This window comes from Paenibacillus sp. FSL H8-0034, from assembly GCF_038000305.1.
Classification (GTDB): Bacteria; Bacillota; Bacilli; order Paenibacillales; family NBRC-103111; genus Paenibacillus_S.
Genome location: NZ_JBBOBS010000001.1, coordinates 8,077,971 through 8,097,287, shown reverse-complemented (window position 1 = coordinate 8,097,287; position 19,317 = coordinate 8,077,971). Strand labels below are relative to the sequence as shown.

Below are 19,317 nucleotides of genomic sequence, written 5' to 3'. Positions count from 1 at the left end.
TAAGCTGAAGTGCTATACTCAAATAATTAAATATAGGAGTGATTTCAACATGACTACAACAGATCAACAATTATCTACAGAAGAAGTTATTCGTTCGCGCCATTCAGTGCGTAAATATCAACGTGACGTTATTATTCCAGAAGCAGAATGGAATGAAATTCTAGAGCTGGCTCTCAATGCTCCATCGTCATGGAATTTGCAGCATTGGCGTTTTTTGACGATTCAGGAGCAAGCTAATAAGGATCGTTTGCTGCCCATCGCTTATAACCAGCAGCAAGTATCAGATGCGTCAGTAAACGTGGTTGTATTAGGTGATTTGGAGGCTAATCTGGTTGCACCTGCCGTGTTTGAAAAGGCAACTCCGGAAATTCGTGAGATGATGTTGGGACAAATCAATGGTGCCTATGCTAACAATCCATCCCTTGGTAAAGACGAGGCGATCCGCAATGCTTCCCTTGCCGCTATGCAGCTGATGCTGGCCGCCAAAGCCAAAGGGTATGACAGTGTCCCGATGGGCGGCTATAATCCGCAAGCGTTAATTAAAGAATTCAACATTCCTGAGCGCTACATTCCGGTAATGATTATATCCATTGGAAAAGCCGCATCTCCTGGACGTACTAGCGGTCGTCTGCCGATTGAACATCAAGTCATTCAAGAAAGTTTCTAAGTTAAGATATATTCATGAATAAAAGGAGCTTATCCGAATTACGGATAGGCTCCTTTGCTTATAACATAAGAATTTATCAGTTTTCAGTGGAGCTGAAGGATTCTTATGCTTCAAGAAAACCTACCTCTGAACTGCGGTCGCTCATCTTTGAGAGGCCTCGACAGAGGTTTTCTTATTACTATATTTAGTTCAAATAATCTGCTGCTATTCTTACCAAAGGCTGCGGGCTGGTTTCTAGTTATCTACAGCCGCATGGAACTTGTCTGATAGGTGAAACACGGGGATGACGTTTTTTCACTGCGCGTCGCCGACAAGCCAGACAATCTCTTACACAGCGGCTGCGGCCGCTGCTAAATTGGTTGCATACATTCGCACAGAAGTTATCGCATCTTCTACTTCTGGATGTTCCAGCACGTCTTGTTGTGTAATTCATGGCTATCACTCCTCTCTCTATAAATTATGTAAATCATAGAGGAGAGGCGTGGACGATCAACAGGGAAATAGTGTCCAAAATATAGCGGCATATTAAAGTTAATTAATATAACAATTAAAGTTATGAAAAGTGACATAAAGTTATTGCAAATTTGAATGCTCAAGGCGATAATGAAATCACATCAATGAATTAGGCTGAAATATAGGAAGTTTATGATGTCGAAAGCATCAATTTAACTGGATAGTGAGTCATAAATTGCATGGAGTGGTAATAAGTTGTTAGCTATAGTAAAAACAACGTGGATATCACAAGCAGGTAGGACGTATCGAAGCGATTTACACAGCTGCTCCATAAAGAAAAGGTTGGGGGGTGTAAAATGATTGAATTTCGTGGGGTCAACAAGCATTATGGGAAGTTTCAGGTTTTGACGCAGATTGATTTAACGATTGAAGCGGGTGAAGTAGTCGTGGTTATCGGACCGTCAGGTTCAGGTAAAAGCACGCTGCTTCGCTGTATCAATCGTCTGGAAACGATCACTGACGGACAATTAATCGTAAATGGCACCCAACTCCATGACAAACATGCAGATGTTAATAAGCTGCGTCGTCATATCGGCATGGTATTTCAGCATTTTAATTTGTACCCTCATATGACAGTTATTGATAATATTACTTTGGCACCGATCAAGGTGGCAGGAGTCAGCAAGCAAGAAGCGCTTCAAACGGCTATGCATTACTTGGACAAAGTGGGGATTCCCGAGAAGGCTAATTCTTTTCCATCCCAGCTGTCCGGTGGGCAGCAGCAGCGAGTAGCGATAGCCAGAGGACTTGCGATGAAGCCGCAAATTATGCTGTTTGACGAGCCCACCTCAGCATTGGACCCGGAGATGATCGGAGAAGTATTGGATGTTATGAAAAGTTTGGTTCATGAAGGGATGACGATGGTTGTGGTTACCCATGAGATGGGATTTGCTCGTGAAGTGGCAGACCGGGTCGTATTCATGGACCAAGGACAGATTCTGGAGGAAGCGCCGCCGGACGCATTTTTCTCCAATCCACAAGAAGAACGAGCGCAGCTATTTCTAAGTCGATTACTCCAACACAACTAACTGGAATGAGGGGGATTATGGATGATGATGAAAAAGAGCTGGATGACGTTTACGTTAATGCTTGGTTTGGCAGGGATGGTAATGACAGGCTGTGGAACGAAGACAGATACTCCAACGAATCAAGGTGCGGGTACAACGACTCCGACTGCACCTGCTGCTCCGGCTGGTGAAGCTCCAAAATCCACAGGCAGCAAAACACTCGACGATATTCAAAAGCGTGGGAAGCTGGTTGTGGGTGTCAAATATGATACGAAGCTGTTTGGTTTGAAGGACCCCGGAAGCGGTAAAGTAGAGGGCTTTGATATAGATATCGCCAAGGCATTAGCCAAAAAAATTCTTGGTGACGAGACGAAGCTGGAGCTCAAGGAAGTGACCTCCAAGACGCGTATTCCTCTGTTGAAAAACGGGGACATCGATATGATCATCGCAACGATGACGATTACCGAGGAGCGTAAGCAGGAGGTTGAATTTTCTGATGTGTACTTTAAAGCGGGACAATCACTGTTGGTCAAAAAGGGCAGTCCGATTCAAAGCGTGGCAGATGTGAAAAAAGGTGTGAAGGTGTTGGCCGTTAAAGGCTCCACATCTACAGATAATATTAGAGCCAAGTCCCCGGAGGCAACTGTATTGGAATTTGAAAATTATCAGGATGCATTCACGGCCTTGAAGGCCGGACAGGGAGACACGCTGACTACCGATAATGCGATATTGTACGGCATGGTGAAACAGGATCCCAATTATCAGGTAGTCGGTGGAACATTTACAGATGAGCCTTATGGGATGGCCATTCGCAAAGGCGATACGGGCTACGTTACTTATGTAAATGACTTTTTGAAAGCAATGAAGTCAAGCGGAGACTACGATAAGCTGTATGAGCAGTGGATAGGTGAAAAGCCAAGTAAATAAAGGTTGTTTGGCGATAGGATGAGCGGCCTGCATGGATGGCTGTTCATCCTATTCCATTTCGTATCAAGGAAGGAGGTTGGACGATGGACAAATTCCTTAGCTTCAGCATATTGATCAAATACTGGGACATGTATCTGGAAGGTTTTTTGAATACGCTTCAGGTAAGTCTGATTGCCTTGGCTGGCAGCTTTATTCTCGGTACCTTGCTGGCCGTTATGCGGATATCCCCCGTGAAGCCGCTCAACTGGATCAGTACGGCCTTTGTTGAATTTATCCGCAATATTCCACTCATTCTGATTGTCTTCTTATTTTTTCTGGGCCCGTCCTCATTGGGTGTACCGATGAGCGGCTTTGTTGCCGGAACGTTGGGCCTTACGATATATACCGCAGTCTTTATTGCTGAGGCCGTCCGTGCAGGGATTCAGGCGGTTCCCAAAGGGCAAACGGAAGCGGCACGTGCTTCGGGCCTGACTTATGCACAAACGATGCGGTTTATCGTACTGCCGCAAGCCTTGAAGATTGTTATTCCTCCAATCGGCAACCAGTTTTTGAATCTGGTCAAAAATTCATCGGTACTTAGCGTCGTCGCTGGACTGGATTTGATGTATTATGCCGACCTGATTTCCACCAAAACGTTTGTCGTCTTCAGTGTTTACATATTTGTTGCTTTGTTTTATTTGATCATTACGATCCCTTTGAGCCTGGGTCTCGCTTACCTGGAGCGTAGAATGGCCAGGTCCCATTAAGCTGATGAATATGCGTTGGAGGTGAACGTGAATGAACTTTGTCGGTGCTTACACCTGGGAGCATATTCGATTTATGCTAACAGGGCTTGGAATCACTTTACAGGTGGCGCTTATCGCAATTGTATTCAGTTTTATTATAGGCTGTTTCTTAGGCACAATTCGTTACACAAAGCTCCCTGTGATTTCTCAGTTGACCGCAGTGGTGGTAGAAATCATTCGTAATTTGCCGCTGCTGCTCATCATATTTTTCACCTTTTTTGCTTTACCGGAGATCGGAATTAAGCTAAGTGTGATGAATGCGGCGATAGTTGCGTTGACGGTGTTCGAGGCTGCCATGATCTCGGAGATCGTGCGCAGTGGTTTGAATTCGATTGATAAGGGTCAAATTGAAGCGGCTCGTTCATCAGGTCTTACCTACCTACAGACGCTGCAGCATATTGTATTGCCTCAGGCTTTGCGGCGGATGGTGCCTCCGATGGTCAGTCAATTTATCTCATTGTTAAAGGACACTTCGCTGGCCGTCGTGATTTCGCTTGGAGAGCTGATGCATAATGCCCAAATTATTAATGGACAGGATGTCAATTTTGTAGTGCCGATTCTACTATTGGCTGCTGTCATGTATTTTATAGTGAACTTTGCACTGTCCCTGCTGGCTCGCCGGCTGGAAGCGCGTCAGGTGTAATAGCCGCATTGACAATGACAATGCTAGTACTGGATACCCTATGGAACATCAAATAACCACGGAAGGGCTTTAGAGCCGATCATCCGTGGTTGCTGCTAGTTGTGCTGCCATGTGCCAATAAAGCGGCTCTATTCGCTATGCCCATGCCCCGCGGCGGAATAGAGGCTCCCGAATTCCATCGGCAGTTTCACCATCAATATCAAGCTCCGCCGAGCCAATCATAAAATCAACATGGGTCAGGCTGCTGTTCGCTCCATGAAGGGCGAGTTCTTCCTTGCTCATCACCGTACCTTCCTTGATACAGAGCGGGTAGGCACTGCCGATAGCCAGGTGGGAGGAGGCATTTTCATCAAATGCTGTATTATAGAAAATGACGTTCATCGCGGAGATCGGCGATCCGTGCGGCACCAGAGCTATCTCCCCAAGGAAATGCGAGCCTTCGTCGGTTTCGATTAATTGCTTCAGCGTTTCGTAGCCCTCTTCTGCGGTGAAGCTGACAATTCTGCCTTTATCGAAGGTCAGTGAAAAACGGTCAATCAGATTGCCATTCACATTCAGCGGCATCGTGCTGCTTACTTTGCCATGAACCCCTTCTTTTAACGGGAGTGTGAATACTTCCTCGGTTGGCAAATTCGGAACGAAGAAGGCGCCCTGCTCGTTGTGAATGCCGCCAGCAACCCATTGATGCGCTTCGGGAAGCTCGATAGTCAGATCGGTGCCAGGAGCTTTATAATAAAGCTTTTTGTAATTTTTATCATTTAAAAAAGCCATACGTTCCTGAAGCTGTCGAATATGCTCCTCCCAAGCGCTAATCGGGTCCTCACGGTCGAGACGTGTAGCTTGAAATATATATCCCCACAATTTATCGATGGCTTCATCTGGCGACAGCTCGGGAAATACTTTGGTAGCCCAGGATGGGGTTGGGACCGAAACGATCGACCAACTGACTTTACCCGCTTGCAGGAACGTACGGTATTCCTTCATTTCGTTCATCTGCGTCTTACTGGCCAAGGCAATCTTACCCGGATCAATATCCTTGAGCAGCTCCGGATTCGGGGCATACACCGTTAAGAAAGCAGCGTCCTGCCGGGCCATTTCGGCAAAGCCCTCCGCCTTCCAGGTTGGAAATTGCTTAAATGACTCATCCCTTGCATGTAAAAAGCGAATGCGCCGCAGCGACTCATCGTCCCATTCCACCAATACCTGCCATACTCCTGCCTGATAAGCCTTTTGGGCAATCGTCCTTACAAAATCAACCGCGGCAATCGGTGCGAATACAACGAGTGTCTGCCCCTCGTGAATATTCAAGCCTACCTTTAAAGCCAATTCAGCATACTTTTCCAGCTGTGCGGCAAAATCTCTCATGCTCGATCAACCTCCCTTTGAACCTGCCTCTACATATAAATGATTATACGGCATCTTCCGCTTCAAATACGAATCCGGCGGATGGGTCACGGGTTTGAGGGGGTCATTCTGCTAGCAAGCAGGGGTGTTTCCCGCTAGTAATAAATGGTAATATAAAGGTAGGATCAGCGTGTCTCAGTATTCCTGCTGCATATCCATCGAGGGGGAGTCGCATGATTGGCAATGTACATAAAGCATTATGGGTTTGCTCTAGCGGTGCGCCCATTCTTATCGCTTTTTCCGCTGCCTGGGTATTGGGCAAATCAACGTATATGCTGCCTGTCATCTTTGTATTTGTTGCGGTAGGGCTCATTGTACTGGCATTGGTTTCTTTCCATAGGATGAAAAGCAGATTGGCTGTCATAACAGTCAGAGTGAAGAAGGTCACACCTAACGATAAAATCATGATCCAATATGCACTTTCCTATGTATTACCGTTTACCAGTATCGTCTGGGATAAAATCAATCCTTTTATGTCGCTTGGTATTTCTGTTGTTGTGTTAGTTGTTCTGCTGCTGGCCCATTCACCAACAGCCAATCCGTTGTTGTTTTTTATAGGCTATCATTTTTATGAGATTGAGACGGAGAATGGTATTGGCAGCTACACGGTAATGTCCAGAAGGACTATTCGCAATAAGGACGAGCTGACAAATGTCATTCGGATTACGGAATACTTATTGCTTGATCGATCGGGGGGAAGATGAATGTTCGAAGGTCAGTCTCTATTTGTTATGCTCCAGCAGGAGGAAGAGGCCATTCAGGTTTATCGCATTGAGACCACGCAGCAGGCGCAAGTGGAGGTCGGCCTATTGTTGAGTGATGCCGCCGCCGTATTCGTTAACCATAAGCAGCCGATTGCTTTCGATGGCGGTTACAAGCCTGAATATGATGAAATGCTCGTGATTCCCGGATTTAAGCTCAGTTCACAAATTGTTCAGGCCTTGAAGGACCCGATCGGTGTGGCCGCATTTATTCCCGATCCCAAGCAGCAGCCGGTGATCAAAGCTATATTTACCGGCAGACACACAGTCGTAAACGGAAAAGAGCAGCTTGTGGTCGCTTTTCAAAAATTTCGCAAGGAGCAATACATCACAACGAGAAAAGGAATCAGCCTGTTTCACAGTAAAGAAACATTTACGATGGATGACCGATTTGGTATTTGTATTACGGATGCTGTAGATTGTGTCGTGGTCAATGATGAGCTGCGCTTTTCGTCCTTCTTTTTCGCCCGCCAGGTGTTCGATCTTTCTGAATATTTCCGTGAAGCGACAGATACGGATGTGGAAAGCTTTATGAAGCACTCGAAAATCAACATCGAGGATGCCAGCATTTTTAAAATAAACGCGGATTCCTGGGTACGGAGAAAAATTGCCATCATTGATGAATCGCGCATTCTTGATAAATATAAGGTGACGGAAATTAAACATAAGGCGCAGGCATTCGGGTTGACCATCACCGCTGTTAAAAACAAAATCCATTTCCCCAATGATAAAAAAGAGCTGAAAAATATATTAAAATTTTTGGATGATGAAATCTATAAAGGTGTATTCTCTGAACAAATTTTACAAACAAATTCAAAACGTAAAGCCGAAATTTAATCGTCCGTCCGTCAGATGTAACCACGGCCTCTTTTTATATTCAAAATAACGTCAATTGAACAGGTTCTGTACTTGCGGCAGCTTCATCAGGAACGCTCGGAGCTTGGGTTGTGATCGCCATGTACTTGTGATTGGTCATCTTGTGCTCCAGCAGGCAGGCATCGATCTTACTCATTATCGGCTCCCGGTAGGAGGAGGGGGCGTAAGCGGCGCTATGATACAGCTGCGCGTAGCGTTCGGTCAGCTGCGGATAATGCTGCCGGAGTGTTTGGAAGAACCATACCTTGACTGCCGCTGTGCTTAAGCGTAAATAGGATGGCATGATGAACTGGGCTCCTGCTTGTGCAGCAGCAGCAATCAGCTTTTGCAAATCGGCTTCGCTATCGGTTATATAGGGCAGGATCGGTGCGATGAATACGCCTGTCGGTATCCCCTCCGCAGTAAGCCTCTCGACCGTGTCCAGACGTTTGGCGGGCGAAGGCGTGGACGGTTCGAATTGCCGCCAGACCGTGTTATTCAACGTACTGATGCTGATATTAATGGAGATGATGGGGAGCTTCCGCAGGAGATCCAGATCCCTTAGAATTAGTGGAGAGCGTGTAGTGATCGAGACCGGAATTTGAAACTCGGCCAATACCTCCAGACAGCCGCGAGTCAGCATCGCCTTGCTTTCGATCTGCTGATAAGGATCTGTAGCTGTACCGATAGCAATCGGCTCCCAATTGACGACACGTTTGCCGCCGCGCAAGCGTTTTTTTATTTGTGCTCTGAGCACAGAGGGTGCATCCGACTTCATAAAGATATGGTTTTGAAACGAGTCGTCTGCCGCAATACCGAGAAAAGAATGGGTTGAGCGCGCATAGCAAAAGCTGCATCCATGCTGGCAGCCGCGATACGGATTAATGGACCAGTCAAAAGGCATCGACAGAGCTTTAACCCGGTTGAGTATGGTTTTGGCCTGCATGGGCTCGTAGCGTACTTTGGGAGGTTTGGTCGTAGACATTTTAGTCAATCACCTCAATAAATGGGAATGTATGTTCTTATTTTATCCTAACAGACAGCATCCGGGAAAGCAAGCCTGAGTGGCTATGCCAGACAATGCAGCGGGTAGAGGCATCCGAGCCTCTATATGGTATACTGGGTAATGGTATATTCATAAATGATGGAGGTTACAGGAAAGAATGGAATTTACCAAGGTATTTTTTATTAATATTTGTATACTCACGACGCTTGCTTATATGGCGATGCTTGTTCATAAATATGTGCTTGTGGAAGCTTCGGGATCTTTAAAATATGGGCTGTCTGTGCTCGCCGCAATCGGAGCCGGGTGGGCAACAATGATGTTTGGACTTAATATCGGACAAGACATCATATTCGATTTACGATTTATGCCTCTTATCATATGCACGCTGGCGTATTCTCAGCCTGTGACGCTGCTGATCATTGGTGCCGGAATTGGAGTTGCCAGACTATCCTTCGGGATCAGCGATGCGGCCTGTGCTGGCTTCTGGAACATTCTGATCCTGGGTCTACTGTGCATGCTGCTGAATATCGTATTGAGGCGGGTACGATGGAGCTACATAACAAAGATGATGCTTGTGATTGTTACGGTTAATTTGGTGTATTGCATCAACATTGGAATATTGGGTGTCATACCGGCTTTTCAATATTTCTCGGTTACATTTCCAGTTACGTTTCCGATCAGTTTGCTATTAAGCTTCTTTTTTGCGTTTATGCTTTATGATTTTCAGGTTGAAAGGCGCAGAGTCGTAGACATTCAGGTCGCGCATTCGGCGCTTCAAAGGCAGACGGACGAACTGTTGGAAACACGTAAGGACGTTGAGCAAAAAGCTAAACAGCTGCTGCTGGCGTCACAATACAAATCGGAGTTCCTGGTTAACATGTCACATGAGCTGAGAACACCGCTGAATAGTATTATTTCATTATCGCAAATGATTCGTGAGGAGGAAAAGCGTAAGGAAGAGCATGAAACCGCCGATTACGCCGAGATCATTTATGGTTCCGGACAGGAGCTGCTGCAGCTGATTGATGATATTCTGGACTTATCCAGGGTCGAAGCGGGACGGATGGAGATTGTGTCCGAGGATGTGATCGTCAGCGAGATTGCGCACGTGCTGCAATTCCATTTCCGCCATATTGCTGAGCAAAAGGGGCTTGACTTTATTATCTATATGGCACCTGATGTCCCGGCAGTCATTCGAACGGATGCAATGCGTTTACAGCAAATTCTGCGTAACCTGCTATCCAATGCTTTTAAATTCACATCGGAAGGACGTGTGCTGCTGGATATTCGCAAGGCAGTATGCACGAATGATGATACAGCAGGGGAATGGATCGCTTTTACCGTTTGCGATACGGGGATTGGGATTAAGGAAAGCATGCAGGCGGCGATCTTCGAAGCGTTCCAGCAGGCAGATGGTTCGATCAGCCGTAAGTATGGAGGCACAGGGTTAGGATTGTCGATCAGCCGTGCGATGACAGAGCTGCTTGGTGGTAATTTAACTGTGGACAGCAGGGAAAGTGAAGGAAGCGCCTTTACTTTATATTTACCGATTCGTGGAGATCATTAAGGGTGGCTGCTTCAAACCTGATTTGAATGGGTAATCATTGCTAACTGGCTATAAGGCAGTTGGTATACATACATAAGCAAAGGCATAAAAAAGTGGAGGGGGCTGGTGGAGCATCGCTCTTTTGGAGTGATGCAAGCTTTCCGCTGCCGTCTGATGAACAAGGCATAGCTCTGTTCATCATGAGGTTTTGGGCCTCATTATAGGGTGGAACCATGTAAAATACGGTACCCCCGAAGGAGTTACAACTATAAAGAGAATTAAAGGAGATGTGAAATTGATGAAGCTTGTGAAAACCAAATTAGCATTGCTCATACTCTGTATGGCCTTGATGCTCCCAACCTTGGTGGCTGGAGCAGCACCTGCCAGTAATTCCATTACAGCTGCTTCTGATCTGCGTGTAGGCTTTGGACAACTGCTTGGGGAGCATGCCTTGCTAGCTGTACTTGCCATGCAAAAAAATTATGACAAAGCAGTCGATTACAGCGATACAGCCAATCTTCTGAGCAAAAATACGGATCAGCTGGCTGCGGCTATTGCATCAGTATACGGTTCAGATGCCGGAGTGACATTTAAATCGATCTGGAGCTCCCATATCGGCTATCTGATTGAATATGTAAACGCTACAGCCATTAAAGATGAAGCTGGTCGTGCAGCAGCTGTGGCGAAGCTGGCTGACTATCGTGTCAAGCAAGCGGCGTTCTTCGCAGTAGCCAACCCGGACAATTTCAAAGCGCCTGCTATTGAGGAAGGCTTGAACATGCATATCGGTCACTTGATTGATTCATTCAATGCTTACGTGAACAAGGATTATGCGGATGCTTACACCAAGGCACGTATGGCTTACAGTCATATGTATGACACAGCGGATATGCTTGCGATTGGCATGGCTACCCAGTACCCTGACAAGTTTTCGAATTCCTCTATTCAATCGACAACGGTCGATCTTCGAGGCACACTGGGCCAGGTGTTAGGCGAGCATGCACTACTGGCGATTGTGGCAATGCAGAAAGGAATTGATGGAAAGCCTGATTTTGATCAGGCCGCAGCTGCACTTGGACAAAATACGGACGATTTGGCTGCAGCTATCGCTGTCGTATATGGTCAAGATTCAGCAGATGCGTTCAAACCGCTCTGGGCTTCGCACATTGGCTACCTCTTTGATTATGTCAAAGCGACAGCAGCCAAGGATTATCTGAGTGCGAAGCAAGCCATGGATAACCTGGATGTATATCGTGAATCTCAAGCGCAATTTTTTGCAAAAGCGAACCCGGACTTTTTTCTCGAAGCTGATATCAGCAAAAGCTTGAAAGAACATATTAATTTCTTGTTGACGGTCTTTGATACGTATGCCAAAAATGAGTATTCCTTTACTTATCCGAATGTAGACATGGCTTATACCCATATGTCCAAAACAGCTGATGCTCTGGCAATTGGTATTGCTGCTCAATTACCGGCTATGTTTCCGCAGGTGCAGCCGCCGATCGTTACCAATAGCGTAGTAACCTTTACCATCAACAGCACCGAGCTGGATGTAAATGGACACAAGCTGACGATGGATGTGACTCCTCTAAGAAAAGAAAACTATACGTATATTCCACTTCGGTATGCTGTCGATGCAGTGGGTGCCACATTAAGCTGGAATGAGGCTGATCGTTCCGCAACGGTGACCTGGAATGGCAACAGTGCAACGTTTTCTCTGGGCTCTGATGTTGTCGTTCACAATAGCGTGAGAAAAATATCCAGTGCAACATTAACACTGCAAGGTGACAGACTTGTAGTTCCTGTTCAGATCTTCGCAGAGGTGATAGGCTGGACAGTGGATCTTGCTGAAGAGGGTAAAGTTATACGTTTGCTGGCTCCATAAGTTTTATTGAACGCATAGTCATATTGATCAGCAATAAAAGCGGGCCTCTTGGCTCGCTTTTTTTCACCACAACGTGTGTGAACCGCATTCTTATAAGTGCGGCTGTGTTCGTATAATTGTACCGTATAGTCCGATACTGAACAGGTGGAGGTGGATTGATTATGACATTTGCAATAGGAGCAGCGGTCATTGTGATCCCGATATTTATGTTCTCGGCAGCCAAATGGAATCGTGGTAACGGAGTCGGGCTTGGCTTCGATTGGCTGGCTATTGTTAGCGGCTGGGTGTTCGGGATTATGGCCGCTGTGAAAATTTATGAAATTAATCGGGATCAGGAGGTCATGATGACGACGATCCATAAACTGTTTGCCGATGTACGCTTTTTGGCCTGCGGCGCTTATCTGGGCAGTTATCTCCTGTATAGACTGATCGCGGTAGCCTGGGAATCGTATCAGGACACGAAGCTGCGCCGCAGCTAATAAGCCGAACATGCAACAAGGCACCCCAGAGGTTAAGCATCTGAGGTGCCTTGTTTATGCTGAGACAGGCCGTTTATTGCATAAAGGGCTTCTTTTCTTTTAACTCGTAAGGCATGGCATCGGGTTGGGTCTGCAGGATCCATTGATCATAGGCATCTTTGAATACATCACAGGTGAACTCATAGACGACAGATTCGGCAGGCGAGATGGTAATGCCGCTTGTCGATTTGATCGCTTTGGATACGGTGAACCCGGCCTCGAACTTGATTTTGGCGGAGGTGTTATCTGCGTTCATGACGATATCCTTAATGACCATGTCGTTCTTTTTGATTCCATCACCACCGGTAAGGGTGACGACGCTTTGAACGAAGCTGCTGCTTTGTGTGACATTATCGATCAGCTTGCGTATCTTCTTTTGCGGGACGTTATCAAAGCTGATTTGCACGGAGCGTTCGGTCTCATCCCAGGCCACATCAGCTCCTGCGGCTTCACTTACAAATCGCAATGGGATAAAGGTGCTGCCATCACGAATAACCGGAGACACTTCTAGAAAATAAGTCGTTTTATTGACGACTGCCGTTGCTTTATTGATAGTCAGCATAATGGTGAGTCCACCCTTGGTTGCTGTTGCCATTTGTTTGTCATTATCCCACGATACAGTAAAGCCGAGCTTTTCAAACAAGACGCGCATCGGCACCATGGTATTGCCTTGTATAATAAAAGGCTGCTGCTCCCACTGCTGTTTTTCCTGCGATATATAGATGGGTATCTGAGGGTTGTCCTGAGCACTAGCCGACAAGGGAGTGATTAGCAACATGCACAGACATAGGCCTATTGATATCCATTGTACATTTTTCAATCTAAGCATCACGGTAAACCTCCTGACTGAATCTTTAAGTTCATTTTCTAGCTGCCGCTGTACGTTTCGGATTTATGAATGATTGCTCTTGAGTTCCTGCTGGGCGTTCTGAAGAGCCTGGATGATCTCGGCCAGCTCCTGCTCGTTCCAGTGAAATGTTATATAATGCGGGACATATCCGCCGCTGTTCACCTCGAGCATAGCTACTTGCTTGACATCGTCCACAACCAGAGACAACTGTTCACTATCATAAATCGGTTTCCATGTCATCCTATAGATCCTCCCGTACACCTATTTATACATCTAAACACAATTCGACACAAGTGACACAAATCCTTTTGGTTTAAATAGTCATAATACGGATGAGAGTGTGAATGGTTTCCCTTTTCGCTGATTTTTTGGTATCTTGGGAGTAGCGGCTTTGTATGGAATTGTAACATTTGGGGAGGAGACAGGCAGGATGGAAGAGATGGACTGGCAGCAACCTACAGGAGGATCGCCTCTCGTTTCTGTTATTATTCCGACGTATAATCGAGCGGATTTCGTGAGTGAGCTGATAGAGTCCTTGTGGAGACAGACGTATCGTCATTTGCAAATTATTATCGTAAACGATGCCGGGGAGCCGGTTGATTTTCTGCGAACGCTTTACCCGGAGCTGGAACTGAATATCGTCAATATGGAGCGCAATTCCAAGCATGTCCATGCCCGTAACCGCGGTCTTACGTTAGTGCGAGGTGATTATATTATGCTGTGTGACGATGACGATCTGCTGCTGCCGACTCATATTGAGCGGATGTTGAAGGAAATTGAAGGCTCTGATATGGTCTACTCGGATGTGGAAATTTTCGATTATAGGGTGGAAGGGCACACAAGGCGGGCGACAGAGCGGTTCGTGTTTGCCTATGAGCACGATGTAGCGGCAATGCGCCGATTTTCAACGTTTGTTTCGTCAGGCTGTCTGTATCGCGCGAAGCTTCATGAGCGGTTGGGCTTGTTCGACGTAGAGATGTATCATTATTGGGATTGGGATTTCTTTTTACGGGCGGTCGAGCAGTATCATGTCAAAAGAGTGCCGGTAGCCAGCGCCTTGTACGCGTTCTCGGAAATAGGCGGCAATATGTCGGGTCAGCATGAGGACATGCGGCCTTACCTGGATAAGCTGTCAGCAAAGCACGGGTTGGGTGAGCTGCCAACCAAAAATTTTCTCGTGCTGCTGGAGGAGCCGGAGGTATTGAGCCGCAAGGCCCAGACCGAAGTGCTATGGGATGGAGCGCCCATCGTATCCAGACGTGCGCTGCAATTCAGGACAAGCCCAATAGACGGAGCGCATTTCGTATAACAGATTTTAGCAAGGGGGAGCATGATGTGATAGGCACGATGGAGCAGGCGGAAACGCTGCTGAAGACATATTACGGCTACGGTTCCTTCCGTGACGGACAAAAACAAGTGATTTCAAGTATTTTAAACAGACAGGATACGCTTGGCATTATGCCCACAGGTGGCGGGAAGTCAATCTGCTATCAGGTTCCGGCTATGCTCCTGGAGGGGACAACGATTGTCGTGTCGCCGTTGATCTCCTTGATGAAGGATCAGGTGGACGGGCTGGATAGCATCGGGGTGTCTGCAGCTTACATCAACAGCTCGCTTTCGTATGCCCAGGTGGAGCTGCGCATTCGCAAGGCGCGGCTGGGTGAGTACAAGCTGCTGTATGTGGCTCCGGAGCGGCTGGAGTCGGAGCGTTTCATCGAGCTGCTGGCCAACCTGGAGGTGCCGATGGTCGCCATTGATGAGGCGCACTGTGTCTCGCAATGGGGGCATGATTTCCGACCGAGCTATATGGCGATCAGCCGGCTGGTTACACTGCTGCCGAAGCGACCGATCGTAGCTGCTTTTACAGCTACGGCTACGGATCAGGTGCGTGAAGACATCGTTAAGCATCTGCAGCTGCGAGCGCCGGAAGTGTTCGTGACCGGATTTGCGCGGGAAAATTTGGCCTTGTCGGTTATTAAGGGTGAGAACAAGCGGGATGTGATACTCAGCTATATACGTGAGCATGAGGATGAAGTCGGCATTATTTATGCGGCTACACGCAAGGAGGTCGACAATTTGTACGAGCTGCTGCGCAAGCAGCACATTCCGGTTGGCAAATACCATGCAGGGATGACGGATAAAGAACGCGCCGAGGCTCAGGAGCAGTTCCTGTATGATGAAATACGTGTAATGGTAGCCAGCAACGCATTCGGAATGGGTATTGATAAATCGAACGTGCGTTATGTCATCCATTATAATATGCCGAAAAATATGGAGGCTTATTACCAGGAAGCTGGACGTGCCGGACGTGACGGTGAGCCGAGTGAGTGCATGCTGCTCTTCAGCCCGCAGGACATCCACATTCAGAAATTTTTGATCGAGCAGTCGATTGGAGACCCGGAGCGGCAGGCGCAGGAGTATCGTCGGCTGCAGCAGATGGCGGATTACTGTCATACCTCGCAATGCCTGCAGCGTTACATTGTGCGCTACTTCGGTGATGATGGCGTGGATTGTGGTCGGTGCAGCTCCTGCAGTACCGAGCGGCAGATGACGGATATTACGATCGAAGCACAAAAAATATTTTCCTGTGTGCGGCGAATGAAGGAACGCTTCGGTGCGACAACGGTGGCATCGGTGCTGAAGGGCTCGCGTAATAAAAAGGTGCTGGAGATGGGCTTCGATAACCTGACGACCTACGGACTGCTGAAGGAACGCACGGAAAAAGAAATTGTCGATCTGATCCAGCTGCTTGTGGCTGAAGGCTATTTGCTCATTACCGATGGCAAGTTCCCTGTATTGCGGCTGCACGCCAGAGCACAGGCTGTCTTGGCGGGCGAGGAGCGGGTCGAGCAGAAGATGCGCATTCGGCAGGCGCCTGTGGCCCGTGAGGTCGAGGCTGACCTCTTTGACGAGCTGCGGCAGCTGCGTATGACGATTGCGAAGCGGGAGGGCATTCCGCCTTATATCGTATTTCCGGACAGCACGCTTCGGGAAATGTGCGGAATCAAACCGACGAATCCGGCGGCTATGCTGAAAATCAAAGGTGTCGGGGAAGCTAAATTTTTCAAATATGGGGCCTATTTCATCGATTTTTTCAAAAATTATCAAAGTTAACCAGCCAGACAATATTCCGGCGGTCTTTATATTATCCTTGTTAGAAGGTGAGCAATTCTGTGGCCAAGCAAAAATATTATGTAGTATGGGAAGGAAAAGTACCAGGTATTTACGAGACCTGGGCAGAATGCCAGCAGCAAACGAATGGTTATCCGCAAGCCAAGTTTAAAGCTTATGAGAGCTCGGCTGAGGCCCAGGCTGCGTTGGCCCGAGGCTGGAAGTCGTCCTTTGCGGCGGCCAAAGCAGCAGTCGGTACCAGTACGGGTTCGACAAGCTGGAAGGGCAAGTCAGGGGCTTCCGGCGGTACAGGCTCATCCAGCGGAGATAAGGCAGCCGGAGGGAAGCTGCCTCAACAGGTAGTGCTCGACAGCATTTCGGTAGATGTGGGCAGTAAGGGTAATCCGGGTATTGTTGAGTACAAAGGAGTAAGTACAAGAACCGGTGAGGTCATCTTCGAGCACCCGCCGATTGCCAAGGGAACGAATAATCTGGGTGAGTTTTTGGCGATTGTCCATGCATTGGCCTATCTCAAGCAGCAGGGCAGCTCGATGACGGTGTACAGCGATTCGATGACAGCGATGAGCTGGATTCGTAAAAAGGCTGTTGCTACAACATTGCCGCGCGACGCGTCAACCGAGGAAATTTGGACGCTTGTCGACCGTGCTCTCAATTGGCTGCATTCAAACACCTACAGCAATCCTATTCTCAAATGGGATACGAAGGCTTGGGGAGAGATTAAGGCAGACTATGGCCGTAAGTAAGCTGCATATGCAGTGCAATTGTCGACGAGTTTCGACATCCCAATTAAGTTAATCATGAGCAAAGGGCTGTTCTCATAGTAGCGTAAGCTGCTAATGAATCAGCCCTTTTGACTGCGCTGATTTATTTATTCGTACTGTGCTGCTTATTGGACAGCTTGTCGCTTGGCGTTCCTTTACCTTGATGTTTTTTATTGGCTTCGGCTTTTTTCTGTGTGTCGTGTACTTTCTCTACAAAATCATGCGTGTTTTCCATAAATATGCCTCCCTTGTTAGTGAAATCAATTGTTACTGTAACCCATTGATCTTCAAATCATGCATGGTCAAGCAATTACGCCGCAAGGTTTGTGCTTAGAGCTTATAACCTAAATCTCTCTTTAAGAAGAAAATACCTTCCTCCAGAATTATAAAATAGGGGTGCACCCAACTCGTAGTAAGCTTGTTCTTATCTGTTGTCATAATAGAAAGGGGGGGGAATTATTAATACATGGTCAAAATCAGATGGCACTCGGCTAACGACCCAGCAGGTGCTTGATGTATCCAATTTGGCTGCCAATGAAGCCATTCCCAAATAGGGTATAACGTTCGAGTAATAAATGGATGTCGAAAACTAATATCCCCGCCTACTTTCGGCGGGGATATTGATCATGCTGACGGAGGAGCTTGACTACCTATTTTTTAGTTTCCATAGGTCCACTTAACCGCATTATTACGAAGCTCTTTAATATCAATTCTTCGGTCTACAGGCCCTTTGCGGACTGGAGCAGGCACGATGACAGGGGCATCCTCGCCCGCTTGCACCATTCTTGTAATCAGACGATCCCTGAGTTCCTTAGTTATCTCTTGACACCACTCCATACCAATCAAATTTTTCAATTCGTATGGATCAGCTTGCAAATCATACAAAAATTCTTCTTCATAACTATCGGAACCGGGTACTTCCCAGCCGTTCTTGCCTGGTGCGACCACACTATATTTCCAACGGTCAGTGCGGATGGCACGTGCAACCTTATCCTCGCTGATTTGTACAAACACTTCCTTAGGCCATGTATCGCTTGTTTTGCGGGACAAAGGCAGAATTGACCGTCCCTGCATATGCTCAGGAACCTCTATTCCTGCCGCATCAAGCAGCGTTGGAGGTATATCAATCAGGCTCACTAGCTCCGTGATCCGGCCTCCGCTGTTAAATCCCGGGCCTTGAAGCGCCGCAGGCACCCGAATGGAGCTGTCATGGCAAGAACGTTTATATGCTTTATTCCGGGTTTTAAAATGATTCCCGTGATCGGAGGTAAACAAAATAATCGTATTATCCAGCAAATTTAAGCTCTTCAGGGAATCTATCAGCCTGCCTAATGCTTCATCGAGCTTTTTGACCATTCCATAATAGCCGGGTAAATGTTCAGCAGCGCTGCCGCCGAGAGAAGCAAGATCCGGAGGCATCCACTTGCCGATGTAGTGTTCCTCATAGCCGTCGGGTGCCACATAGCTATCGAGATGGTTTTGGGAGTGCGGCTCCAGATAGGAAATAAACAAGAAGAACGGATCCTGCTGATTATGATCAATAAATCTTATTGCTGCATCGGTCATTGCGTCTACCCGGTAACCAGGAAGCTTAACCGCTTCATTTTCATTGTTGTACATGACAGTATCATAAGCATCTGACGAGTACTCCAGAATATTAGAAGCCAACCAATTTTCATATCCACCTCGCCCTGACTCAGGTACAGGATCCTGTTCTGCCAAGTGCCACTTGCCTATATACCCTGTATAGAAGCCATTTTCGCGGAAATAATGCGCAAGTGTCTTTGAGTTTTCTGGCAACGGTATGCCATTTTTGAAGCATCCGGATTGCGTAGCATACATTCCGGTTTGTAGGCACGAACGAGCTGGTCCACATACCGGTTGGCAGGTAAAGAAATTGTGAACATGAGTACCCTTTTGAGCCATCCTATCAAAATTTGGCGTCAAGCCAAGCGGATTTCCGTGAATTCCGGTAGTGTCCCATCGTTGTTGGTCGGTAAAAAATACAATTACATTAGGTCGATTAGCTTCTACTTGCGACATGCCTTCAGGCACCT

19 protein-coding genes are annotated in these 19,317 nt (G+C 47.1%); 13 read left to right on the top strand and 6 right to left on the bottom strand.

Translation table 11 applies throughout. From position 1 onward, the window contains the following. The first annotated feature begins 49 nt into the window (after window positions 1-49). From NST47_RS36135 to NST47_RS36115, 5 genes are all read left to right on the top strand, one after another. Complete coding sequence (locus tag NST47_RS36135; RefSeq protein WP_341159413.1) at window positions 50-667, top strand: nitroreductase family protein; 618 nt, start codon at window positions 50-52, stop codon at window positions 665-667. Between the two features lie 809 nt (window positions 668-1,476). Next, window positions 1,477-2,208 carry an amino acid ABC transporter ATP-binding protein gene (locus NST47_RS36130; RefSeq protein ID WP_262686918.1) on the top strand — a complete coding sequence of 244 codons (732 nt, stop codon included), beginning with the start codon at window positions 1,477-1,479 and terminating at the stop codon, window positions 2,206-2,208. 24 nt (window positions 2,209-2,232) lie between these two features. Next, window positions 2,233-3,114, top strand: a complete 882-nt coding sequence (locus tag NST47_RS36125; protein WP_076230655.1) for a glutamate ABC transporter substrate-binding protein — start codon at window positions 2,233-2,235, stop codon at window positions 3,112-3,114. Between the two features lie 83 nt (window positions 3,115-3,197). After that, window positions 3,198-3,860 carry an amino acid ABC transporter permease gene (locus NST47_RS36120; RefSeq protein WP_076230380.1) on the top strand — a complete coding sequence of 221 codons (663 nt, stop codon included), beginning with the start codon at window positions 3,198-3,200 and terminating at the stop codon, window positions 3,858-3,860. A gap of 31 nt (window positions 3,861-3,891) precedes the next feature. Then, window positions 3,892-4,542 (top strand): amino acid ABC transporter permease, encoded by a 651-nt coding sequence (locus NST47_RS36115; RefSeq protein ID WP_341159412.1) that lies wholly within the window; start codon window positions 3,892-3,894, stop codon window positions 4,540-4,542. A gap of 135 nt (window positions 4,543-4,677) precedes the next feature. On the opposite strand, the gene NST47_RS36110 is transcribed toward NST47_RS36115, so the two are convergent. After that, window positions 4,678-5,907, bottom strand: a complete 1,230-nt coding sequence (locus tag NST47_RS36110) for an aminopeptidase (protein ID WP_341159411.1) — start codon at window positions 5,905-5,907, stop codon at window positions 4,678-4,680. Window positions 5,908-6,119: 212 nt separating this feature from the next. Between NST47_RS36110 and NST47_RS36105 the strand changes: the two genes are divergently transcribed. Continuing rightward, the gene (locus NST47_RS36105) at window positions 6,120-6,650 is read left to right on the top strand and encodes a hypothetical protein (RefSeq protein WP_341159410.1); all 531 of its coding nucleotides are present in this window, start codon (window positions 6,120-6,122) and stop codon (window positions 6,648-6,650) included. Then, window positions 6,651-7,544, top strand: coding sequence for a Kiwa anti-phage protein KwaB-like domain-containing protein (locus NST47_RS36100; protein ID WP_341159409.1), 894 nt, complete (start codon window positions 6,651-6,653; stop codon window positions 7,542-7,544). A 40-nt stretch (window positions 7,545-7,584) separates the two neighbouring features. Here the strand turns inward: NST47_RS36100 and NST47_RS36095 are convergent, their stop codons facing one another. Continuing rightward, the gene (locus NST47_RS36095; RefSeq protein WP_341159408.1) at window positions 7,585-8,547 is read right to left on the bottom strand and encodes an SPL family radical SAM protein; all 963 of its coding nucleotides are present in this window, start codon (window positions 8,545-8,547) and stop codon (window positions 7,585-7,587) included. A 178-nt stretch (window positions 8,548-8,725) separates the two neighbouring features. On the opposite strand from NST47_RS36095, the gene NST47_RS36090 reads away from it, so the two are divergent. From NST47_RS36090 to NST47_RS36080, 3 genes are all read left to right on the top strand, one after another. Then, window positions 8,726-10,135: a sensor histidine kinase gene (locus NST47_RS36090; protein ID WP_341159407.1), complete on the top strand. Its 1,410-nt coding sequence runs from the start codon at window positions 8,726-8,728 to the stop codon at window positions 10,133-10,135. A gap of 277 nt (window positions 10,136-10,412) precedes the next feature. Further along, window positions 10,413-11,999 (top strand): copper amine oxidase N-terminal domain-containing protein, encoded by a 1,587-nt coding sequence (locus NST47_RS36085; protein ID WP_341159406.1) that lies wholly within the window; start codon window positions 10,413-10,415, stop codon window positions 11,997-11,999. A gap of 161 nt (window positions 12,000-12,160) precedes the next feature. After that, window positions 12,161-12,478, top strand: a complete 318-nt coding sequence (locus tag NST47_RS36080; RefSeq protein ID WP_341159405.1) for a transposase — start codon at window positions 12,161-12,163, stop codon at window positions 12,476-12,478. A 73-nt stretch (window positions 12,479-12,551) separates the two neighbouring features. Here NST47_RS36080 and NST47_RS36075 read toward each other — a convergent pair whose 3' ends face one another. Both NST47_RS36075 and NST47_RS36070 read right to left on the bottom strand, forming a co-directional pair. Next, on the bottom strand, window positions 12,552-13,346 hold the full coding sequence (locus NST47_RS36075) for a copper amine oxidase N-terminal domain-containing protein (protein ID WP_341159404.1): 795 nt from the start codon (window positions 13,344-13,346) through the stop codon (window positions 12,552-12,554). A 63-nt stretch (window positions 13,347-13,409) separates the two neighbouring features. Further along, window positions 13,410-13,607, bottom strand: a complete 198-nt coding sequence (locus tag NST47_RS36070; RefSeq protein ID WP_341159403.1) for a hypothetical protein — start codon at window positions 13,605-13,607, stop codon at window positions 13,410-13,412. 190 nt (window positions 13,608-13,797) lie between these two features. Between NST47_RS36070 and NST47_RS36065 the strand changes: the two genes are divergently transcribed. The 3 genes from NST47_RS36065 to rnhA are packed head-to-tail and all read left to right on the top strand — an operon-like array spanning window position 13,798 to window position 17,242. Then, a complete protein-coding gene (locus NST47_RS36065; RefSeq protein WP_341159402.1) occupies window positions 13,798-14,676 on the top strand; it encodes a glycosyltransferase family 2 protein in 879 nt (292 codons plus the stop codon). A gap of 38 nt (window positions 14,677-14,714) precedes the next feature. After that, the gene (gene recQ, locus NST47_RS36060) at window positions 14,715-16,481 is read left to right on the top strand and encodes a DNA helicase RecQ (RefSeq protein ID WP_341159826.1); all 1,767 of its coding nucleotides are present in this window, start codon (window positions 14,715-14,717) and stop codon (window positions 16,479-16,481) included. A 59-nt stretch (window positions 16,482-16,540) separates the two neighbouring features. Next, complete coding sequence (gene rnhA / locus NST47_RS36055; RefSeq protein ID WP_341159401.1) at window positions 16,541-17,242, top strand: ribonuclease H; 702 nt, start codon at window positions 16,541-16,543, stop codon at window positions 17,240-17,242. A gap of 121 nt (window positions 17,243-17,363) precedes the next feature. Here the strand turns inward: rnhA and NST47_RS36050 are convergent, their stop codons facing one another. Together NST47_RS36050 and NST47_RS36045 are read right to left on the bottom strand one after the other, a co-directional pair. Beyond that, a complete protein-coding gene (locus NST47_RS36050; protein ID WP_341159400.1) occupies window positions 17,364-17,495 on the bottom strand; it encodes a DUF4023 domain-containing protein in 132 nt (43 codons plus the stop codon). 422 nt (window positions 17,496-17,917) lie between these two features. Beyond that, a complete protein-coding gene (locus NST47_RS36045; protein WP_341159399.1) occupies window positions 17,918-19,303 on the bottom strand; it encodes a sulfatase-like hydrolase/transferase in 1,386 nt (461 codons plus the stop codon). Window positions 19,304-19,317: the final 14 nt, after the last annotated feature.